The organism is Hespellia stercorisuis DSM 15480 (genome assembly GCF_900142165.1).
Classification (GTDB): domain Bacteria; phylum Bacillota; class Clostridia; order Lachnospirales; family Lachnospiraceae; genus Hespellia; species Hespellia stercorisuis.
In genome coordinates, this window is record NZ_FQZY01000007.1 from 47308 (window position 1) to 65381 (window position 18074).

Annotated in this window: 18 protein-coding genes and 1 riboswitch; of the genes, 2 read left to right on the forward strand and 16 right to left on the reverse strand. The window is 49.6% G+C overall.

The features are described 5' to 3' along the window. Positions 1-223: 223 nt before the first annotated feature. The 10 genes from BUB85_RS01820 to pth all read right to left on the reverse strand — a co-directional run bounded on the left by BUB85_RS01820 (position 224) and on the right by pth (position 11190). Positions 224-580 carry a TIGR04086 family membrane protein gene (locus tag BUB85_RS01820; RefSeq protein WP_073104267.1) on the reverse strand — a complete coding sequence of 119 codons (357 nt, stop codon included), beginning with the start codon at positions 578-580 and terminating at the stop codon, positions 224-226. Between the two features lie 104 nt (positions 581-684). Further along, positions 685-1230, reverse strand: coding sequence for a stage V sporulation T C-terminal domain-containing protein (locus tag BUB85_RS01825; RefSeq protein ID WP_073104269.1), 546 nt, complete (start codon positions 1228-1230; stop codon positions 685-687). A 166-nt stretch (positions 1231-1396) separates the two neighbouring features. After that, a complete protein-coding gene (cytX, locus tag BUB85_RS01830; RefSeq protein WP_073104270.1) occupies positions 1397-2587 on the reverse strand; it encodes a putative hydroxymethylpyrimidine transporter CytX in 1191 nt (396 codons plus the stop codon). Between the two features lies 1 nt (position 2588). After that, a complete protein-coding gene (gene thiD / locus BUB85_RS01835) occupies positions 2589-3395 on the reverse strand; it encodes a bifunctional hydroxymethylpyrimidine kinase/phosphomethylpyrimidine kinase (RefSeq protein ID WP_073104272.1) in 807 nt (268 codons plus the stop codon). Positions 3396-3514: 119 nt separating this feature from the next. Next, positions 3515-4195 carry an HAD family hydrolase gene (locus BUB85_RS01840; protein WP_084533877.1) on the reverse strand — a complete coding sequence of 227 codons (681 nt, stop codon included), beginning with the start codon at positions 4193-4195 and terminating at the stop codon, positions 3515-3517. Next, positions 4192-4836, reverse strand: coding sequence for a thiamine phosphate synthase (gene thiE, locus BUB85_RS01845; RefSeq protein ID WP_073104273.1), 645 nt, complete (start codon positions 4834-4836; stop codon positions 4192-4194). The genes BUB85_RS01840 and thiE overlap by 4 nt, the downstream gene beginning before the upstream one ends. Then, on the reverse strand, positions 4823-5641 hold the full coding sequence (gene thiM, locus BUB85_RS01850) for a hydroxyethylthiazole kinase (RefSeq protein WP_073104275.1): 819 nt from the start codon (positions 5639-5641) through the stop codon (positions 4823-4825). Before thiM ends, thiE begins: the two co-directional genes overlap by 14 nt. A 93-nt stretch (positions 5642-5734) precedes the next feature. Further along, positions 5735-5842: riboswitch (TPP riboswitch) on the reverse strand. A 41-nt stretch (positions 5843-5883) separates the two neighbouring features. After that, positions 5884-7011: a SurA N-terminal domain-containing protein gene (locus BUB85_RS01855; RefSeq protein WP_073104277.1), complete on the reverse strand. Its 1128-nt coding sequence runs from the start codon at positions 7009-7011 to the stop codon at positions 5884-5886. A gap of 199 nt (positions 7012-7210) precedes the next feature. Further along, a complete protein-coding gene (gene mfd, locus BUB85_RS01860) occupies positions 7211-10606 on the reverse strand; it encodes a transcription-repair coupling factor (protein WP_073104279.1) in 3396 nt (1131 codons plus the stop codon). A gap of 5 nt (positions 10607-10611) precedes the next feature. Then, a complete protein-coding gene (pth, locus tag BUB85_RS01865) occupies positions 10612-11190 on the reverse strand; it encodes an aminoacyl-tRNA hydrolase (protein WP_073104463.1) in 579 nt (192 codons plus the stop codon). A 180-nt stretch (positions 11191-11370) separates the two neighbouring features. On the opposite strand from pth, the gene BUB85_RS01870 reads away from it, so the two are divergent. Beyond that, positions 11371-11799 (forward strand): FMN-binding protein, encoded by a 429-nt coding sequence (locus BUB85_RS01870; RefSeq protein WP_073104281.1) that lies wholly within the window; start codon positions 11371-11373, stop codon positions 11797-11799. 25 nt (positions 11800-11824) lie between these two features. On the opposite strand, the gene BUB85_RS01875 is transcribed toward BUB85_RS01870, so the two are convergent. From BUB85_RS01875 to BUB85_RS01895, 5 genes are all read right to left on the reverse strand, one after another. Next, positions 11825-12088 carry a VOC family protein gene (locus BUB85_RS01875; protein ID WP_073104283.1) on the reverse strand — a complete coding sequence of 88 codons (264 nt, stop codon included), beginning with the start codon at positions 12086-12088 and terminating at the stop codon, positions 11825-11827. A gap of 152 nt (positions 12089-12240) precedes the next feature. Then, on the reverse strand, positions 12241-13026 hold the full coding sequence (sigG, locus tag BUB85_RS01880) for an RNA polymerase sporulation sigma factor SigG (protein WP_073104285.1): 786 nt from the start codon (positions 13024-13026) through the stop codon (positions 12241-12243). 190 nt (positions 13027-13216) lie between these two features. Beyond that, entirely contained in the window at positions 13217-14617 is a 1401-nt protein-coding gene (locus BUB85_RS01885; protein ID WP_084533878.1) for an MATE family efflux transporter, read from the reverse strand. 2 nt (positions 14618-14619) lie between these two features. Next, entirely contained in the window at positions 14620-15057 is a 438-nt protein-coding gene (locus BUB85_RS01890; RefSeq protein ID WP_073104287.1) for a MarR family winged helix-turn-helix transcriptional regulator, read from the reverse strand. A gap of 328 nt (positions 15058-15385) precedes the next feature. Beyond that, the gene (locus tag BUB85_RS01895) at positions 15386-16534 is read right to left on the reverse strand and encodes a glycerate kinase family protein (protein WP_073104289.1); all 1149 of its coding nucleotides are present in this window, start codon (positions 16532-16534) and stop codon (positions 15386-15388) included. Between the two features lie 329 nt (positions 16535-16863). Here BUB85_RS01895 and BUB85_RS01900 point away from each other — a divergent pair, with 329 nt between their 5' ends. Further along, positions 16864-17946, forward strand: a complete 1083-nt coding sequence (locus tag BUB85_RS01900; protein WP_073104291.1) for a CdaR family transcriptional regulator — start codon at positions 16864-16866, stop codon at positions 17944-17946. Here BUB85_RS01900 and BUB85_RS21370 read toward each other — a convergent pair. Continuing rightward, the gene (locus BUB85_RS21370) at positions 17917-18072 is read right to left on the reverse strand and encodes a hypothetical protein (protein ID WP_159434604.1); all 156 of its coding nucleotides are present in this window, start codon (positions 18070-18072) and stop codon (positions 17917-17919) included. The genes BUB85_RS01900 and BUB85_RS21370 overlap by 30 nt on opposite strands. Between the last annotated feature and the right edge of the window lie 2 nt (positions 18073-18074).

Below are 18074 nucleotides of genomic sequence, written 5' to 3' on the forward strand. Positions count from 1 at the left end.
GTCTGTCTGTCTGTCTGTCTGTCTGTCTGTCTGTCTGTCTGTCTGTCTGTCTGTCTGTCTGTCTGTCTGTCTGTCTGTCAAAATTATACTTTTCATCATTCGTAAGTCAACACCTTTCCAACTTATCTCAGTCAAAAACCATGTTTTTTATAACTACAGTGTATCATATTTTTTCTGTGACCTCCACCCATTTCAGGAATTTAATTATTATTTCCCTTTCCGTTCAGCTGAGCATCGCCCCAAGCATCCCTCCTCCGGCGCACATCAGAAACGACGATATGATCTGCACCACATTGCCCTGCATCGTCCGGTAGATTCCCAGCGAAACCAGCACCAGCAGCGCAAAATAGAGCACTCCGACCACCAGACCCCAGAAAAACCGTTTCACGCGCATCATTTTTCCTGCCAGAAATCCTCCCAAAAATGTCGCTGCAATATAGATTCCGGTAATTGCCGCCTTCACCGCTTTCTCCTGTATCTGAAATTTATACAGTACAAAAGCGAGAAGTAACAGCAGCATTCCGGTAAATATATAAGAGCATAATAGCGCCTTCAAAACAGAAATACTTTTCTTTTTCATACACACTCCCTCTTACTTCATCTCACACATTGACTGTTCAGCGGACAATCTGCACTGTCCATGTTCCATATCTCAATGTATGACCAAAGCCTTCGGAATATGCGTCACTGTTCCATCTGTTTTCCAAGAAAAATTGCACTGCACTGTGCCACCTTCTCCTCCCAGTCTGTAAATTCCTTTTTTCCTTTCTTCTGCATCAGTACCAGCGCACCGATCACATCCCCTTCGCACACCACCGGATAAATGATCTCACAGCCAAATTCCGGCATTCCCTCCACAATATTCAGATATTCCTTCTCCCCGCTGCCGGAATAAATCTTTTTCCGGTCCATCACAGCTTCCTCCATCTGTCTCGTCAGATATTTGTTCTGCAGTTCTTCTCTTCCGTAGCCCGCGGCTGCCACCACCTGATCCTGGTCGACAATGCAGACGGTACAATTCAGTGTCTGTGCCAGGCTGTCTGCATACTGTCTGGCAATGGTTCCGATTTCTCCCACAGGAGAATACTTTTTCAGAATGATCTCTCCCTCTCTGTCCGTAAATATCTCGAGCGGATCTCCCTCTCTGATTCTGAGTGTCCTTCTGATTTCTTTTGGTACCACAACGCGCCCAAGGTCATCGATTCTTCTCACGATTCCCGTTGCTTTCATATTCATTTCCTCCATTAGCAGTTTCCGATTATCACGTGATTTGCAGTACTAGTATTTGTAAACATTGGGATATTATGCAAAAATACCATGTTTCCAATTTGTGGAAACATGGTATCTGTTTTGCCCTGTTGCAGATGGCTTTTCTGCTTTTGACTTATATCGTTTTTTAATTCACGCTGCTTCTCTGCTTTCTCCTGCTCCCGGCTGCATTCACGAGCACGCACACCAGAATCGTAACTGCCATATCCGGAAGTGTATTGCCCACAGCGATATCCACCGTCATCAGATATCGATAGGCGATAAAACCGAACAGCCAGATCAGCAGATTACGGACACCAAACCGGCAGTCTACACAGTTTCTTTTTATGATAAAATAATCTGCGATCTGTATTGCGATCATCGGTGCAAAAACCGACCCGATCAGATACAGGAAATCCGTAATGTTGTCCATCGGATAGACGATTGCGCCTATTGTCCCGACTGCGGCAACTGCGATTGCCGCCCATTTCTCGTTGATTTTCTTCGAAATGGAAACACTGGACACCCCAGCCGAGTATGCGTCCAGAAATGTGGTCGTCACCGTAGAAAATACAATAATCAGAAGACCTGCGATTCCGAGTCCCGCCCTGACCATGATCTGTGCGATATCCGATTCTCCGGTGTAGATGGATGCCCCCATTCCGATCACATACATCCAGCAGCTGATGATTCCGTACACGACAGTGCTGACAAGCGTGGCTCCGAACGGTTTTTCAGCCTCTCTCGTGTAATCGCTGATCAATGGCAGCCAGGATAGCGGCATCGCCACCGCAAGTTCCACTGCCGCGCCGAAGGACAGGGAATCATCCGTGAGCATTCCCGCGCTGTTTCCATCGAAGAAAATCACCTTGCACAGGATCAGTGTGAGTATAAAAAGTGCTGCCATGGCCACGGTATTGATTTTCCCCAGATTACTGATGCCGATCAGGATCCAGATGATGATCAGTCCACCGATGACGAGGCACCACACCCAGGCACCCACACCGAAGATTCCGTTTGCCGCTGCCGCGCCGTCATAGATCATTATGGCCGTCCAGCCGACCAGCTGCAGTACATTCAGGAAACTGAACAGAAGGCTCCCCTTCTGTCCGAAGCTCATTTTCACGGTCTCCATGGCGCTTTTTCGTGTCCGCCCTCCGATCAGTCCCGCTGCGAACAGCATGGCACAGCCGATGACATGTCCGAGAATGATGGCGAGCAGCCCCTTTTGAAATCCCAGACCCGCGAAATATGTTCCGGTCAGTATTTCCGCAATGGAAACGCCAGCGCCGAACCAAATCAACCCGTTGCTGAACAGAGACGTTCTTTTCCCTTCCATATCAACGCTCCTCCCGTCCGAAATCACCGCACACATCAAACGCGTGATTCATTGGTCCGCTCCCATGTCCCAGATCAAGCATGGCTCCCAGCGCGCCGGATATGTAATCCTTGGCCCGCCCCACTGCGTTCTCCAGATCATATCCCTTTGCCAGGTTTGCAGCGATGGCACTGGAAAGCGTGCATCCGGTTCCATGGGTGTTGGTGTTGGCGATTCTTTTTCCAAGAAACCACCGGGATTTTCCGTTTTCATATAGCAGATCGTTGGCATCGTTAATCTGATGTCCGCCTTTTAGCAGTACCGCACAGCCAAAACCAGTACTGATTCTTTCTGCCGCAGCTACCATGTCCTCCGCCGCCGTGATCTTCATGCCCGTCAACTCCTCTGCCTCCGGAATATTGGGGGTCAGAACCGCCGCCAGCGGCAGCAGCCTTTTTTTCAAGGTCTCTATGGCATCATCGCTGATCAGCTTTGCTCCGCTTGTGGCCACCATCACAGGGTCAACCACTATGTTTTTCGCCTGATATTCTATAAGTTTTTCAGCGATCATCTCAATCAGTTCGCAGGATGAAACCATCCCGATTTTTACTGCATCCGGAAAAATATCCGTAAACACACAGTCTAGCTGATCTCCCAGAAAAACGGGAGTCACCTCCATAATACTCTTTACGCCGGTTGTATTCTGTGCAGTCAGGGCGGTCAGTGCACTCATGGCATATACGCCATTCACTGTCATCGTCTTGATATCTGCCTGGATGCCGGCGCCTCCGCTGGAATCACTTCCCGCGATTGTTAATGCTGTTTTCATCTTTCTTCTCCTCTTTTCTCAGGTTTTCTTAAGCATTACTTTTCTTGAGCGACAGAAGGTGGTGCCCCCAGTCTGCCGCTGTTGTCATTTCGTAAAGGGCCTTAAGTCCAGTGGCCCGTTCACAAGCGTGCTGCAAGTGTCTCTTTCTCCGTGAGATAATAGTCGCACACATTCTGCAGTTCTCCCTGCGAAGCCCTGCTGCTTTCATCAAACACTCCCACGGTACCAAATCCTGCCCGTTGAGCTGTCGACGCCGCAAGGACCGAGTCTTCAAACACCCATGTCCCTGTGCACTCTGTCTTCATCTTCTCCCGGGCTTTCTCAAAGATCAGCGGCTCTCTCTTTGAGGTTTCATACTCAGAGCAGGGAAATATACCCTCAAAGCACGACGCGATCTCCAGCCGCTTCAATGCTGCCTCCGCAATTTCCCGGTCGCTGGATGTCGCCACGGCCATCCGAATGCCACGCCGGCCAAGTTCACGGAGCAGCTCCGGTACGTATTGTTTGAGCGGAATCGTCTGCTCATAGGCCTGCCGGACCGTACGGTTGATTCCATTCATAATCTGTTCCAGATTCTCCTCCAGTTGATACTGTTCTTTCAGATATCGGGCCCCCTGCTCCATATTCATCTCGAGCAGAATCGTTCCGAGCTGCGGTTCCGGGCTTATCCCCATCGACTGAAGATAGTGTTCTCCGGCGTGGTCCCACACGGACATGGAATCCAGAAGGACTCCGTCCATATCAAATATCACGCCCTCCATCCGGCCGGAATCCATCAGTTTCCGCAGTTCTGCCTTCATTCGCCATCCACCATTCTTCTCGTCTTCTCCCTCAGGCCCCGTGCCGCCTGCTCAATGTCCGTCTTCGCAAACAATGCACTGATCACTGCAATCCCGCAGATTCCAGATCCCTGCAGCTGCATCACATTGTCTTCCCCGATCCCGCCAATGGCAATTACCGGGATGGATACCGCCTCACATATCGCTTTCAGCGTCTCGTGGCTCACCTCATCTGCATCCGCTTTTGATCCCGTATGGAAAACCGCTCCGACCCCCAGATAATCCGCGCCGCGCCGCTGTGCGAGAAGTGCCTGCTCCACCGTCTGGGCAGACACACCAAGAATCTTGTCCGGCCCCAGCTTCTCACGTACCGAACCCGCTTCCATATCACTCTGTCCCACATGAACGCCGTCCGCATCCATGGCAAGTGCGATCTCCACATTGTCATTGATCACAAAGGGGACCTGATACTTCGCACAGAGTTTCTTGATCTCCACTGCCTCCTGAAGGAACTGCTCCGTATCCAGCATCTTTTCCCGCAGCTGCACAAATGTAGTTCCGCCGCGCAGAGCTGCCTCTACCTGTTCGCTGAGAGCTGCGCCGTTCAGCCAGCTGCGGTCTGTCACAGCATATAACAATAATTGTTCTTTATCGCACTTCATATTTTGCTCCTTTTTCCAATATCTCCCCGTCCATATGATAGATTGCATCAATAATCCGGTTTCTGTAGGTTGCGTTTCCATCCTCCGGTTTCATGTGGCTCCAGCCAATCTCTCCCGCAAGTCCCATCGCGCATACTGCCGCCGCTGCCGCCTTCAGTTCATTTCCCGAATTCGCCACCAGAAATGCCGTCATCAAGCCAGAGAGCTGGCACCCTGTCCCGGTAATTCTTCCCATTTCCGGACGTCCGTTTCGGATCACATAGCAGGTTTCCCGATCCGCCACCAGATCAATGGCTCCCGTAACTGCTATGATGCAGTGCAGCTTTGCTGCCAGATCTTTCGCAAATGCAATCGTATCCGTCAAGGTCTCGTCCGTCACCGCATCCGCCACGTCGGCATCCACACCCTTTGTACTTCCACTTCCGAAAGCCAGGGTCTTGATCTCCGAAATGTTCCCGCGAATCACATCAAACGGGATTTCCTTCATCAGCTTCAATGCCGTCTCGGTGCGAAGAGAACTCGCTCCGGCTCCTACCGGGTCAAGCAGTACCTTGTGCCCCAGTTCCTTTGCCTTTTTTCCGGCCAGAAACATGGACGGGATGGTTCTCTGATTCAACGTTCCGATGTTGATATTGAGACCGCCGCAGATGGCGGTGATGTCTTCCACATCCCCCTCATCGTCAGACATGATCGGGCTCCCCCCGCAGGCCAGAAGTACATTGGCCACATCATTCACCGTCACATAGTTGGTGATATTGTGCACCAGCGGTGCTGTCTTTCTCACAAGCTCCATACATTGTTTCATCTTTCATTTCCTCCTTACAGTTTTCATTTATTGCGACGTTTCAGATTCAGAAAAGACTGCAGGAACACCAATCTCTGATATTCCTACAGTCTAAGTATGCTGTCATTATATCCCTACGTTGGCATTATCCAAATCAGGTCGAAGGTCAAAGCGCAATAGCTTTATCTCAGCCCACTTCAGTGAGCACCCTTTTTATTTACTTCTTAAGTATAACACTTATCGGCATGAATACAAGCCCCGGTTTACTGTGCGGCGTCCTCTGTTGTCTCTTCCGCGGCCTCATCGTTAGATGCCTCGTCGTCCGTGTCCGTTGAGGAATCTGACCCCACTGCGTAAGGCTCTTCTGCCTCCTGCTTCATGGTCACTCCCTGGTTCACGAAATCGACTTTCTTCCAGACATTCTTATGTTCCTTGATGTCTGTGTCATCACGCCATTTTTTAACCAGTGAATCGTACTGATCCTGTTTGCGCTGCTGAACGATCTCTGTCTTCTTCGCATCCGTTGCATCCCGATCCATCAGGCTTGTAAGCTGACAGATATAATCGGCAGAATCCGTCTCGACCAGTTTGGTTACATCGCCCACCTCAGCAAGTGCATCTGCCGCTTTCACAAGCTCCTCACCGAGAGTTGCCGTAGAGTCTGCGTCAAATGTCTGTGTCTGCAGATCATATCCAGCTTTTTCAGCCGCCGCCTTGAACTCTTCCACACCCGCATCCTTGTTGGCGTCGTAGAAGGCCTGTGCAGCTTTCTTCTGTGCGGCTTTCTCATCGTCTGTCATATCACTGCTCTGGCCGCTCTCATCCGTCTTGGTGTAGCTGAACGTCACGTATTGCATGGCTTTCTGAGCCGCCTCCTCGTCGGAGACCTCCTCGTCCACGCCCTTCTGCATCGGTTCGGTCATCTTTTTCTGATACGTCAGCAGTTCCAGCAGTTCCTTGACGTATTTTTTATCACCGGAAACAAGTTCCTTATCCTCCAGCGCATTATCCTCCAGGAACGTAGCCACGGCCTTGTCGATTGCCTTCTTATCATCCTCGGACAATGACACATCATAATCCTTCGCGTGCTGTTTCAGAAGATACATATCCTCCAGCTGCTCCAGTGTGCTGCTTTTCACAGAATCCTCATAGGTCTCTCCATCTGAGACTTCTGTCGTCCACATATCGTCGCCCATATAGCTTGCGTAATAAGTTTCATACTGTGCCTGCTGCAGCCTCGCATAGAAGTTCGCCACACCCATGCTGACTTCATCACTTCCGACCGTTGCCACAGAATCCTTGTTGTTGATCTTTCCGCAGCCGCTGAGCGAAGTCACCGCTATAGCAGAAACCATTCCTATTATCGCTATTCTTTTCCCAAAACGTTTCATAACATCCTCCTAGTATATTCCCAGATCCAAATCCAAAAATAATCCTTTATTTCTTATAGTCTAACTTGTGCTCATTATATCATGTCATCCGCAGTGCCGTTCGATTCCGCTCTGCTTCATCTCACTCGCGGGCTTTCGCCCTATCAGCAGATAACGACAAGTATTTACTTATGTGCAAGCACAACGTAAATACTTGTCATTATCTGCTGGCACTGCTCTCTGCCGTCGCGTACATTATATCGTGTTTTTCCTCATCTAGCAATGATTTTATGTCATTTAACAGCTTTTTCACGAGTTCCAGAACGTCCTCATCCTTCTCTTTTCCGTTTTTTCCTTTTTTACGATAAATGAAATAAGGATTCGTATCGATCTTAAATGTGAGTGCTCCCCTGTAGCTCTCCAGCAGAATCGGGATTTTCACCGGATTTGCTTTTGCCTTCTCATACATGGTAAACCGGTATTCCTCCCCTTTCTGTTCCACCGCGGTCACATACGCGCTGTGCGCCAGTGCCTTCAAATGTGCGATGGTCAGAAGCTGCTGTACCTTACGCGGAATATCTCCAAAGCGGTCGATCAGCTCTTCCATCATGTCGTCCATCTCTTCCTCGGACTCGATTCCGGCAATACGCTTGTAGATGTCCAGCTTCTGATACTCATTGCGGATGTATCCCGCAGGAATATACGCGTCCACACTCAGGTCGATGGTGGTGGTGAAGACATCCTCCTCCACTTCCCCTTTCAACTGTTTGACCGCCTCGTTGAGCATCTTGCAGTAGAGGTCATATCCGACCGCCTCCATGTGCCCGTGCTGCTGGGCCCCCAGCAGATTACCCGCCCCGCGGATCTCCAGGTCGCGCATGGCAATCTTAAATCCGGATCCCAGATCTGTAAATTCCCGAATGGCAGCCAGTCGTTTCTCCGCCACCTCTTTCAGGAGTTTATCCCTCCGGTACAGTAAAAATGCGTAAGCCATACGGTTAGAACGCCCCACACGCCCCCGGAGCTGGTAGAGCTGGGATAACCCCAGCCGGTCCGAATCATGGATGATCATGGTGTTTACATTTGAAATATCCAGACCGGTCTCAATGATTGTCGTAGACACCAGCACATCGATGTCACCGTTGATAAAGTCATACATGATGCTCTCCAGCTCATGCTCCCGCATCTGTCCGTGGGCAAATGCCACATTTGCATTCGGCACCAGCTTCTGGATCCGGTTCGTCATGTCCACGATATCGCTGACCCGGTTATATACATAGTAGACCTGTCCCTCTCTGGACAGTTCCCGCTCTATGGCCTCCCGGACCATCTCGTCATCATACTCCATCACATAGGTCTGGATCGGCATCCGGTCCTCCGGCGGCTCCTCCAGCACGCTCATATCACGGATTCCAATGAGACTCATGTGAATTGTTCTCGGAATCGGTGTCGCCGTCAGAGTCAGAACATCAATGTTCTCTTTGAGCTGTTTGATCTTCTCCTTGTGTGCCACACCGAAGCGCTGCTCCTCATCGATGATCAACAGTCCCAGATCCTTGAACTGTACATCCTTCGAGAGCACTCTGTGTGTTCCGACCAGCACATCCACCTGTCCCTTTTTCAGATCCTCCAAAGTCTTCTTCTGCTGGGCACTCGTCCGAAAACGGCACATCAGATCCGCACGCACCGGGAAATCTTTCATTCTTTGTACAAAAGTGTTGTAATGCTGCTGGGCAAGAATTGTCGTCGGCACCAGATACACCACCTGCTTGCCCTCCTGTATTGCCTTGAAGGCCGCACGGATGGCAATCTCAGTTTTGCCGTATCCCACATCCCCGCAGATCAGGCGATCCATGATCTTCGTGCTCTCCATGTCCCGCTTCGTGGCTTCGATCGCCAGCAGCTGATCCTCGGTCTCCTCGAAGGGGAACATCTCCTCAAACTCTCTCTGCCACACCGTATCCGGTCCATATACGAACCCTTCCTTCTCCTGCCGCGTCGCGTAAAGCTTCACCAGATCCTTTGCCACCTCGCGGACGGCGCCGCGCACCTGGGTCTTCGTCTTCTGCCACTGGGAGGTTCCCAGCTTATTAAGCTTCGGCTTTTTCGCATCCGCTCCTGCATACTTCTGGATCATATCCAGCTGGGTTGCCAAAATATAAAGTGCTCCCCCGGCCGCATAGCTGATCTTCATGTAATCCTTGGTCACCTTATCCACTTCGATCTTCTCGATTCCCTCGTAAATTCCGAGTCCATGATTCTCATGCACCACGTAATCCCCGACCTTCAGATCAGAAAAGCTCTGGATTTTCTGCCCCTCATATACTTTTCTTTTTTTCTTTTTCTTCTTTTTCCCGAAAATGTCCGTCTCGGAGATCACCATGAACTTCAGCATCGGGTACTCGTACCCTTCCGTCACATGGCCGTAAGCCACCATGATTTCTCTGGGCTTCACCTCCCGGCTCATGTCCTCACTGTAGAAGCTGCTCAGATCGTAATCCCGCAGATCCTCCGCCAGCCGCTTTGCTCTCGTGCGCGAACCGCTAAGAAGCACCACGCGATAGTCATTTCTCTTGAGACGTTTCAAGTCTCTGGTGAGCATCTCGAAGCTGTTGTTATAGGGATTGACGCCCTTGCTCTCCACCGAAAATGTATCCCGCACTTTGAAATTTCCACATTTCGACTCCAATGTGGAGAACCCGATTCCGGAGAACCCGTTCATTTTGTCCACGATCTCCCTCGTGGAGAAGAGACAGAGCTCCTCTTCCTCCTGAAAATGCCCGGACTCCTCCCGGTTTTTCCGACTGTTTACAAATTCCTCCTCGACCTCGCCAGCCCGCTCCTCCAGACGCACCGGCTCATCCAGAAACAGAATACTCTCCTCCGGATCAAAATAATCCAGAAATGAGACCTGTTCCTTTACCGCCCCCAGCATCTCAGATGCCGGAGAAATCTGAATTTCCTGAAGATTCTCGATGGACCGCTGACTCTCCACGTCAAAGGTTCGGATCGAGTCCACCTCATCGCCCCATAGTTCAATACGCACGGGAACCTCCTCCGTCAAAGGATAGATGTCAAGGATTCCGCCCCGGACAGCAAACTGTCCCGGACCGTCCACCTCCGCCTCACGGGTATATCCGATGTGCGCCAGCCGCTCCTGCAGCCTTGTAAAGTCCAGCGTCTCACCGTTCTCGATCACAAAGCAGTCCGCCTCCAGTGATTTCAGTGTGGGAAGTCCGTCCATGAATCCGTCCACGGTAGTGATTACCGTCACCCCGCCGTCCGGGCGCTCCATCAGCGCCTGCATGACCTCCATTCTCTTTTTCAGCAAAGCCTTTCCTTTGATATCCGCATGATAAAAAAGTAGATCCTTCGCCGGATACAGATAGACATTCTCCTCCAGAAACCGATACTCCTCGAAGCATGCCTTCGCCTTTTCCTCACTGGAAAAGGCGATGATCCTGTTTTTACAACCATCGCTGAGTGCATACATAAGATGCGTTTTCTGAGAGGTTACACAACCCGCTATTTGTAGGATTCCCTTTGCCTTTCTCCGCTTTCCCGCGATCTCCTCATAATCCGCCAGCTCTGTGAGCGGCGCCAAAAATGCCTGCATACCTTCTACTCTTCTTTCTTTTTTCGATTATAGATCCCCATGGCTCCATCAATGTCTCCGCCCAATATCTGTACCACTGCCTCAACTGCCTGAGCATAACTCTCCTCCATGGTATCCCGCTCTGTCCCGGAAAAATGCCCTAATACATAATCCGCCAGATCATAGCCCTTCGGCTTCTCTCCGACCCCGACCTTGATGCGTGCAAACACCTGAGTTCCCAGATGCGCAATAATGTTTTTGATTCCGTTATGTCCGCCCGCGCTCCCCTTCTTGCGGATGCGCAGCTGTCCCACATCGAGACTGATGTCATCGTAGATGACCAGAAGTTCTTCTTCCTCGTCAATCTTGTAGTAATCCAGCAGGCTTCTCACGCTCTCACCGCTGAGATTCATAAATGTCTGCGGTTTTGCGAGGATCACCTTCTGTCCCTCGATCATTCCTTTTCCAATCAGTGCTCTGTGTTTTTTTGTGTCCACTGATATGTTGTATTTATCTGCCAATGCATCTATTACCGCAAATCCCACATTGTGTCTTGTTCCTTCATATTCTTTTGTTGGATTTCCCAACCCTGCTATAATAAACATATGCTCCACCTCTTCTATAAACATCCTGATGCACCCCGCTGATGTTCTCCCATCCGGTGCCTTTATCTCTTTCCATAAGTATTTATTATACAAGACACTCTTCCGTTTGTCACGCAGTGTGTGTGAATAATTTCCCCACGGCCTTCATACACTTATAGAAAGCTTAATCGGGAGGTTCTTATGAGTTCACGTACAAAAATTATTGTCTTACACCTGAAAGAAATTATCTACACAGTCGTATTCCTGCTGCTCGGTCTTCTGCTGATTGCCCTTCTCTTTATCATGTTTCGTTCTCACAAAGACAGCACGGTATCCGAACAGACCTACACGCCCGGTGTCTACACCTCCACGCTGACACTCGGCAGCACCAATCTGGAGGTGGAAGTATCGGTGGATGAAGCTCATATCAACTCCGTTCGCTTTGCCAACCTGGATGAGTCCGTCACCACTTCGTTTCCACTGATTCAGCCCGCTCTTGAGGAGATTGCCCAACAACTCTACGACACGCAGTCACTGGACAGCATCTCTTACTCCGCGGATGCCCCCTATACCTCCAAGGCGATTGTGGACGCCATCTCGCAGGCATTAGAAAAAGCCGCAGCACATTAGGCCGCGGCTTTTTCATTGGTAAGGATTATCCCTCCACGATCAGATACTGTCCGTTCGGAAGCGAGAATACCTCCGATGCATCCTCCAGTTCATCCAGGGTCATTCCATCCACGTCCAGACCCTCTTCCTCAAAATACTCCTTTACCTCATCCAACGAATCTACAACGATTGCCATACAGTCTTCCAGAAAAGCCTCAGCCTCTGGTAATGTTTCCGCTACCGGTTCATCAAATAACTGTGCCTGGTTTTTTATAAAAGTCATCAAGCATTCCTCATCATATTCATACATCGTCTTAGACCTCCTATTTTTTCGCCCGGATACAAACCTTCCCGCAGATCGCGGGTCTCCAGCCCCGTTTCTGCCAATGTCGGTTCCTGAATAAATCTATCATAGTATGAACGCAGGTAAATTTCAACTAGAAATAGTAAAAATTTAAGATTTTATTCCGGGCCCAGGAGATACTGTTTCATAGTATGCAATGCATTCTTTTCCAGACGGCTGACCTGCGCCTGAGAAATGTTGATCTGAGTTGCCACTTCCATCTGCGTTTTCCCCTCGAAAAACCGAAGCGATATAATATGTTTTTCCCGTTCATTGAGGCGCTCCATGGCTGCCTCCAGGGACAGTTCCTCAATCCAGTTTTCCTCCCTGTTTTTCTTGTCACTGACCTGATCCATCACGTAAAGTGTATCGCCCCCATCGGTGTAGACCGGTTCGTACAGACTCATGGGACTCTGGATCGCATCGATGGCCATCACAATATCTTCCTTGGATATTCCGATTTCATCCGCAATTTCCTGCACGGTGGGCTCCTTCATGTGCTGCTTCATGTAACTTTCCTTTGCGTAAATCGCCTTGTACGCCTTGTCCCGCAGGGATCTGCTGACCCGGATGGAATTGTTGTCCCGCAGGTATCTGCGGATTTCCCCGATGATCATCGGGCAGGAGTACGTTGAAAACTGCACCCCCAATTCCAGCTTGAAATTGTCGATTGCCTTGATCAGGCCGATGCAGCCAATCTGAAACAAATCGTCCGCATTCTCCTCTGATCCGGAGAATCGCTTTATGATCGACAGCACCAGCCTGAGATTCCCCTGGATGAACCGTTCTCTCGCCGCCTGGTCTCCTCCCTTGAGGCGAATCATCAGCTCCTCTCTCTCCTGTTTGGTCAGCACCGGAAGTAACGATGTATTGACACCACATATCTCTACTTTATGAAAAGCCATAATAAGAATCCTCCGTCATCTAGATTGTTTTCTCTAGACTTAAGAGTTCTCATTATGGCTTTTTGTTATTCCCGTTTCGCGGATATTTAATAAAGTTTTGCCCCTTGACAAGAATTTGTTCACCTGCAGATACCGTGGATAATCATTCTTCTATAAATTTAAATATTTCGCATACACCAGCTTCTTCTCATTAATTTTTTGCAAAATGCTTAAAATATTTCCGGTACGTAAATACAAAAAGTACAACGGAAAGTGCTGCGGCCAGATAGTCTGTGACCGGCTGTGCTGCGGCCAGCATTCTTGCGGAATCAAAAACCTCGCGGAAGATCAGGAGAATTGGAACGTAGAGCAGTCCCTGTCGGCTGATCGACAAAACCAATGACGGCAGGGATGCACCAGTGGACTGAATCGCGTTGATGAACACAAACAGGATTCCAAGAACCGGTCCCGAATATATGTAGATCCGTGCGAAGGACATGCCGTAAGCAAACGCATCCGAATCCTGCAGAAATGCCTTTACCAGCGGCCCTGCTCCGCAGTAGCAGATAACGGTCATCACTATACTCAGGGAAAATGCCAGTCCCAGTGAAAACTTCAGCACAGACAGGTAACGTTTTCGGTTGCCTGCGCCGTAGCAGTAGCCAAGCAGCGGCTGAATTCCGGTTCCCAGTCCAATCAGCAGCATCACCGCGATCATATTGACCTTCATAGCCACACCGAGGCCTGCCACCGCCATATCCCCGTAAGCTGCCATCACGTTGTTGATGATAATGTTCGACACGCTCATAAGAATGTTGTTCAAGGACGCCGGAACTCCGATTGCGAGTACTCCCTTTGCTACTCCGTCCCGCATCTTATAGTCCTTGAGCCTGACTGAGAGAATAGATTTCTCAGATACGAGATGTCTCAGATAAAATCCGGCTGAAAATATATTTCCGATAACCGTGGCAATGGCCGCTCCGGCCACATTCCAGTCCAGCAGAAGGATCATCACCGGATCCAGAACTACATTGATCATGTTGCCGATGATCATTCCCATCATCGCAGTCTTGGCATTTCCCTCCGAGCGGATGATGTTGCTGAATGTATTACTGACGATCAGAAAAGGGATTCCCACAGCCACAATATTCAAATACTGTGACGCATATCCGATGGTGTCATCACTCGCACCAATGGTCCGGCAGATTGGCCGGGCAAAGATCCAGATGACGACCATGGCGATCACTCCGATCCCCAGACCGGTCCAGAAACAGAAGGAAGACGTATGCTTTGCCTTTTCGTGTTTCCCTTCTCCCAGCATTCTCGAAATCAGCGAGGTTCCACCGATACCGAACAGCATTCCCACCGCCATAAACAGTAAAAATGCCGGAGTCGCCACCGATACAGCCGCAACCATCAGCGCATTGTGGGTCTGACCGATAAAAAATGTATCCGCCAGATTGTACACCAGCACCATCAGCATACTGATGATCGACGGCACCACATTGCTGATAACCGCTTTCGAAACCGGTGCATCCCGAAAAATTTCTGTTGTTTTATCCAATACTGCTCTATCCTGTGTCACTTTATCCTGTACTGCTTTTTTTGCCATCCCTACTCTCCTCCATTCCAGGCTGCACACTGCCTGATGTTCCTGTAAATCCGCTCCAGATAGCCTCTCAGCGCAGTCTGCTCTTCTTCTGTAAATCCCTGATACAATATTTCATCCTTCTCCCGCTTGTGACGGTCCACCTCCTGCATGATCTGTTTTCCATGTTCTGTCAGACAGACCGGTTTGCTTCTCGTTCCCTCTTCCTTTCGAAGAATCAAGTCCTTCGTCTCCAGCAATTTCAGAATGTGAATCATGCTGGTGTGCTTCACGCCAAAGCTGGAGGCGAGCTCCGTCAAAGTGTTCGTTTCATCTTCGTGGTCATGCAGATAATCCAACACATCCATCTGTGTTCCCGTCACATCGTACTCACGCAGAGCACGGCTTCTTCCGCGCTCCAGACCGTGGTGTATTTTTTTGAAATATATGGTTGTCCCATTCATATTAAACACGCTCCTTTATTTTAACTGCTGCATAATATCCTGATTCATCCTGATCAGGCAAGCCCCTCTCTTCAATTACAGGAAACCCAGACATGTAGCACGCTACATATTAGCGTAATTTCCATTATTTGTCAAGATGTATTGTTAAAAGAACTTTCCTGTGAGAACAAAGAGTTTCGCCTGCGAAACGCTCGCGCCGAAGTGCGGCCACCTCAGTGACCATATTCCATAAAAAATCCAGGTGCAATCCCAATTGGATCGCACCTGGATTATGTAAAACAGCAGTCTTAGATTCCTGCAATCAGATATAGGCCGCCACGGGCACGGCTCATTCTCTCTCTCCTCTCAACTGCCAGAGACGAAATACCTGTTCCGCCGTATCCGTCAGATTTTCTTTTGCATTTTCCGGTCTCATAGCCTCCTCCAGTGTGCTGATTCTACGCAGAATCGGGAAAAAAGCATCGATTCCGTTTTTGTTGCATTCCACTGCTTCTTTTGTGACACTTCCCGCAAATGCGAACACCGGTTTTCCATATTTTTTTGCCAGCTTTGCCACGCCAACCGGAGCTTTGCCCATAGCCGTCTGGAAGTCCAGCTGGCCCTCTCCAGTCACCACGACATCTGCATCCTGTACGTAGGATTCCAGGCTTGTCTCATCCAACACGATCTTGATTCCGGATTCCAGCACTGCCTTGGTGAATGTGACAAATGCAAACCCGAGTCCGCCAGCCGCTCCGGTTCCCTCCTGCTCTGCATCCGCCTGCGGGAACTGCTCCCTTGCCAGCACGGCATAGCAGGCGAGCCATTTGTCCATCTGCATGATCATGGACGGAGTTGCCCCTTTCTGTGGTCCGTATACCGCACTCGCGCCATTTTTCCCACAGAGTGGATTGTTTACATCACAGGCAATCTTAAACTCACACTCCGCCAGCTCCGGGAGGACACGGTCGGTTGTGATCGTCTCGAGAAGCTCCAGTCCCTTTGCGCCGAAGGGAATCTGATTCCCCTCTTTGTCTAGGAATCCAAAGCCCAGTGCCTGCAGCATTCCGACACCGCCGTCGTTCGTCGCACTTCCGCCGATCCCGATGATGAATCTGCGCAGCCCCTTTGCGATCGCGTCCCTGATCACTTCTCCCACTCCGTATGTAGTCGTATTCAGCGGATTTCTTTTCTCCGGCGGAACCAGTGTGATTCCAGCCGCCCCGGACATCTCGATAACCGCGGTCTTTGACTCCTCGATCATACCATACACGCAATCAACCGGATTTCCCAGCGGCCCTGTCACCATCACGTTCTGCACTCTTCCGTTCATCCCGCAGACCAGCGCCTCCACAGTCCCCTCGCCTCCGTCAGCAAGAGGACGCACCACGACCTCCGCATCGCCATCCGCTCTGCGCACACCCTCTGCGATTGCATCTCCGGCCTCCATCGATGAGAGACTCCCCTTTAATGAATCAATTGCCACTACGATTTTCATATTCATTTCCTCCTTCATACTGTGCCATGCCTCTCGCATATGTTCAGCGACAGTTCATCCGGAACATTTCCGAACCTGAGACATTTCTGATATAAAAATTTCTTTCTTACGGTTTCCTGACATTTCCGCCTGGTTTTATATTTCTTTCTAAATGATGTAAGGGTCAAAAGGTATTTTTGACCCTGGTATCTTCTAAATAAAAATATAGCAGATATGGGCGTGAAAATATATGGTACACATAATATATTTTTTCATCTTTATATAATTGATTTGTTATATGTAACATTTTTTGTTATACTTTCCATATAAAATAATCAGGGGGATTACCTATGATAAAAAACATTGATCAAACCTTAGCTCAGCAGATCGTCGATACCGTCAAAGATGTCTGCGGGCAGAACATCAATTTCATCGAGCCGTCCGGCATCATTCTTGCCAGCACCAATCCGAATCGAATTGGCATGTTTCACGAAATCGGCCAAAAAGCAGCTTCTACAGAGACAGCAATCGAGGTGGACGCAAATGACGGGTTCACCGGAACCCGGCACGGAATCAATGTTCCGATTTTTCACAACAAGACCGTCCTTGCTGTCATCGGTATCACCGGGGAGCCGGAAAAGGTACGGAAGTACGCCTATCTGGCCGAGCGAATCACCAATCTGCTGATCCGCGAGAAAGAGCTGAACTCTATCCGCCGCAGTCAGGCGGACATCCGGCAGTTCATCATCGATTCCCTGATCCGCAGGGAGAATGTAAACTATGATTATCTGCGGAACTGTCTGCAGAGCATGCAGATTAATACCGACAGTGAAAAGCAGCTGATCCTGATTCAGATTGATTCCAAATACAGCCCGACAAACCTTTCTTTTGTGGAGCAGAAGATCCAGCAGCTTTTTGAGCGCATGCAGCTTGTGCTGTACACTTTTCACTATCCCAACGAATATCTGGCTGTCATCGATTCCAAAAAACTCACGGACCAGCTTACCACCCTGAAAAAATTTGCTTCCGCCCACAGTCAGATTCTCAAAATCGGTGTTGGCAGATCGGACGCACTCTATCGGCTGGACCAGTCTTATCAGTCTGCCGTCATCGCCTGCAACAGCCTGGTGGAAAACGAGCAGAATCTTGTGCTTTTTGACGATCTGACTCTGGAGATTGTTCTTTCCGAGCTGAGTGAAAACAGCCGGGAGGCATTCCGGCGCAAAACCATTGCCCCACTGACCGATGAAGAAATTACACTGCTCCAGATTTATTTTGAAGAAAACATGTCGCTTGCCGCCACCTCCAACCGGCTTTTTCTTCACAAAAACACCATACAGTACAAGCTGAACCACATTTATCAGCAGAGCGGTCTGAACCCCCGCTGCTTTCAGGATGCCGTTTTACTGTATCTTGCCGTCAGACTGCGGTAACTGAAGCCCCCAAAACCATCTCAGCAGATTGCCGTATTCTTCAATCACATCCTCCGGAAGGGTACTTGAAGCAGTAAAGCAGACATGAAAATTCTGCTTCGCTGCTTCTTCAAGATTTGCAATCAAAA

Excerpts from the sequence above, each read along its gene's own strand:
- BUB85_RS01870 (WP_073104281.1), top strand. The coding sequence starts at position 11,371 with ATGAGTTCACGTACAAAAATTATTGTCTTACACCTGAAAGAAATTATC.
- cytX (WP_073104270.1), bottom strand. The coding sequence starts at position 2,587 with ATGGAAGGGAAAAGAACGTCTCTGTTCAGCAACGGGTTGATTTGGTTC.
- thiM (WP_073104275.1), bottom strand. The coding sequence starts at position 5,641 with ATGAAACAATGTATGGAGCTTGTGAGAAAGACAGCACCGCTGGTGCAC.
- sigG (WP_073104285.1), bottom strand. The coding sequence starts at position 13,026 with ATGGCTTTTCATAAAGTAGAGATATGTGGTGTCAATACATCGTTACTT.
- mfd (WP_073104279.1), bottom strand. The coding sequence starts at position 10,606 with ATGCAGGCATTTTTGGCGCCGCTCACAGAGCTGGCGGATTATGAGGAG.
- BUB85_RS01895 (WP_073104289.1), bottom strand. The coding sequence starts at position 16,534 with ATGAAAATCGTAGTGGCAATTGATTCATTAAAGGGGAGTCTCTCATCG.
- thiD (WP_073104272.1), bottom strand. The coding sequence starts at position 3,395 with ATGAAAACAGCATTAACAATCGCGGGAAGTGATTCCAGCGGAGGCGCC.
- BUB85_RS01855 (WP_073104277.1), bottom strand. The coding sequence starts at position 7,011 with ATGAAACGTTTTGGGAAAAGAATAGCGATAATAGGAATGGTTTCTGCT.
- BUB85_RS01900 (WP_073104291.1), top strand. The coding sequence starts at position 16,864 with ATGATAAAAAACATTGATCAAACCTTAGCTCAGCAGATCGTCGATACC.
- BUB85_RS01825 (WP_073104269.1), bottom strand. The coding sequence starts at position 1,230 with ATGAAAGCAACGGGAATCGTGAGAAGAATCGATGACCTTGGGCGCGTT.
- thiE (WP_073104273.1), bottom strand. The coding sequence starts at position 4,836 with ATGAAGTGCGATAAAGAACAATTATTGTTATATGCTGTGACAGACCGC.
- BUB85_RS01820 (WP_073104267.1), bottom strand. The coding sequence starts at position 580 with ATGAAAAAGAAAAGTATTTCTGTTTTGAAGGCGCTATTATGCTCTTAT.
- pth (WP_073104463.1), bottom strand. The coding sequence starts at position 11,190 with ATGTTTATTATAGCAGGGTTGGGAAATCCAACAAAAGAATATGAAGGA.
- BUB85_RS01885 (WP_084533878.1), bottom strand. The coding sequence starts at position 14,617 with ATGGCAAAAAAAGCAGTACAGGATAAAGTGACACAGGATAGAGCAGTA.
- BUB85_RS01840 (WP_084533877.1), bottom strand. The coding sequence starts at position 4,195 with ATGAAGGCAGAACTGCGGAAACTGATGGATTCCGGCCGGATGGAGGGC.
- BUB85_RS01875 (WP_073104283.1), bottom strand. The coding sequence starts at position 12,088 with ATGTATGAATATGATGAGGAATGCTTGATGACTTTTATAAAAAACCAG.
- BUB85_RS01890 (WP_073104287.1), bottom strand. The coding sequence starts at position 15,057 with ATGAATGGGACAACCATATATTTCAAAAAAATACACCACGGTCTGGAG.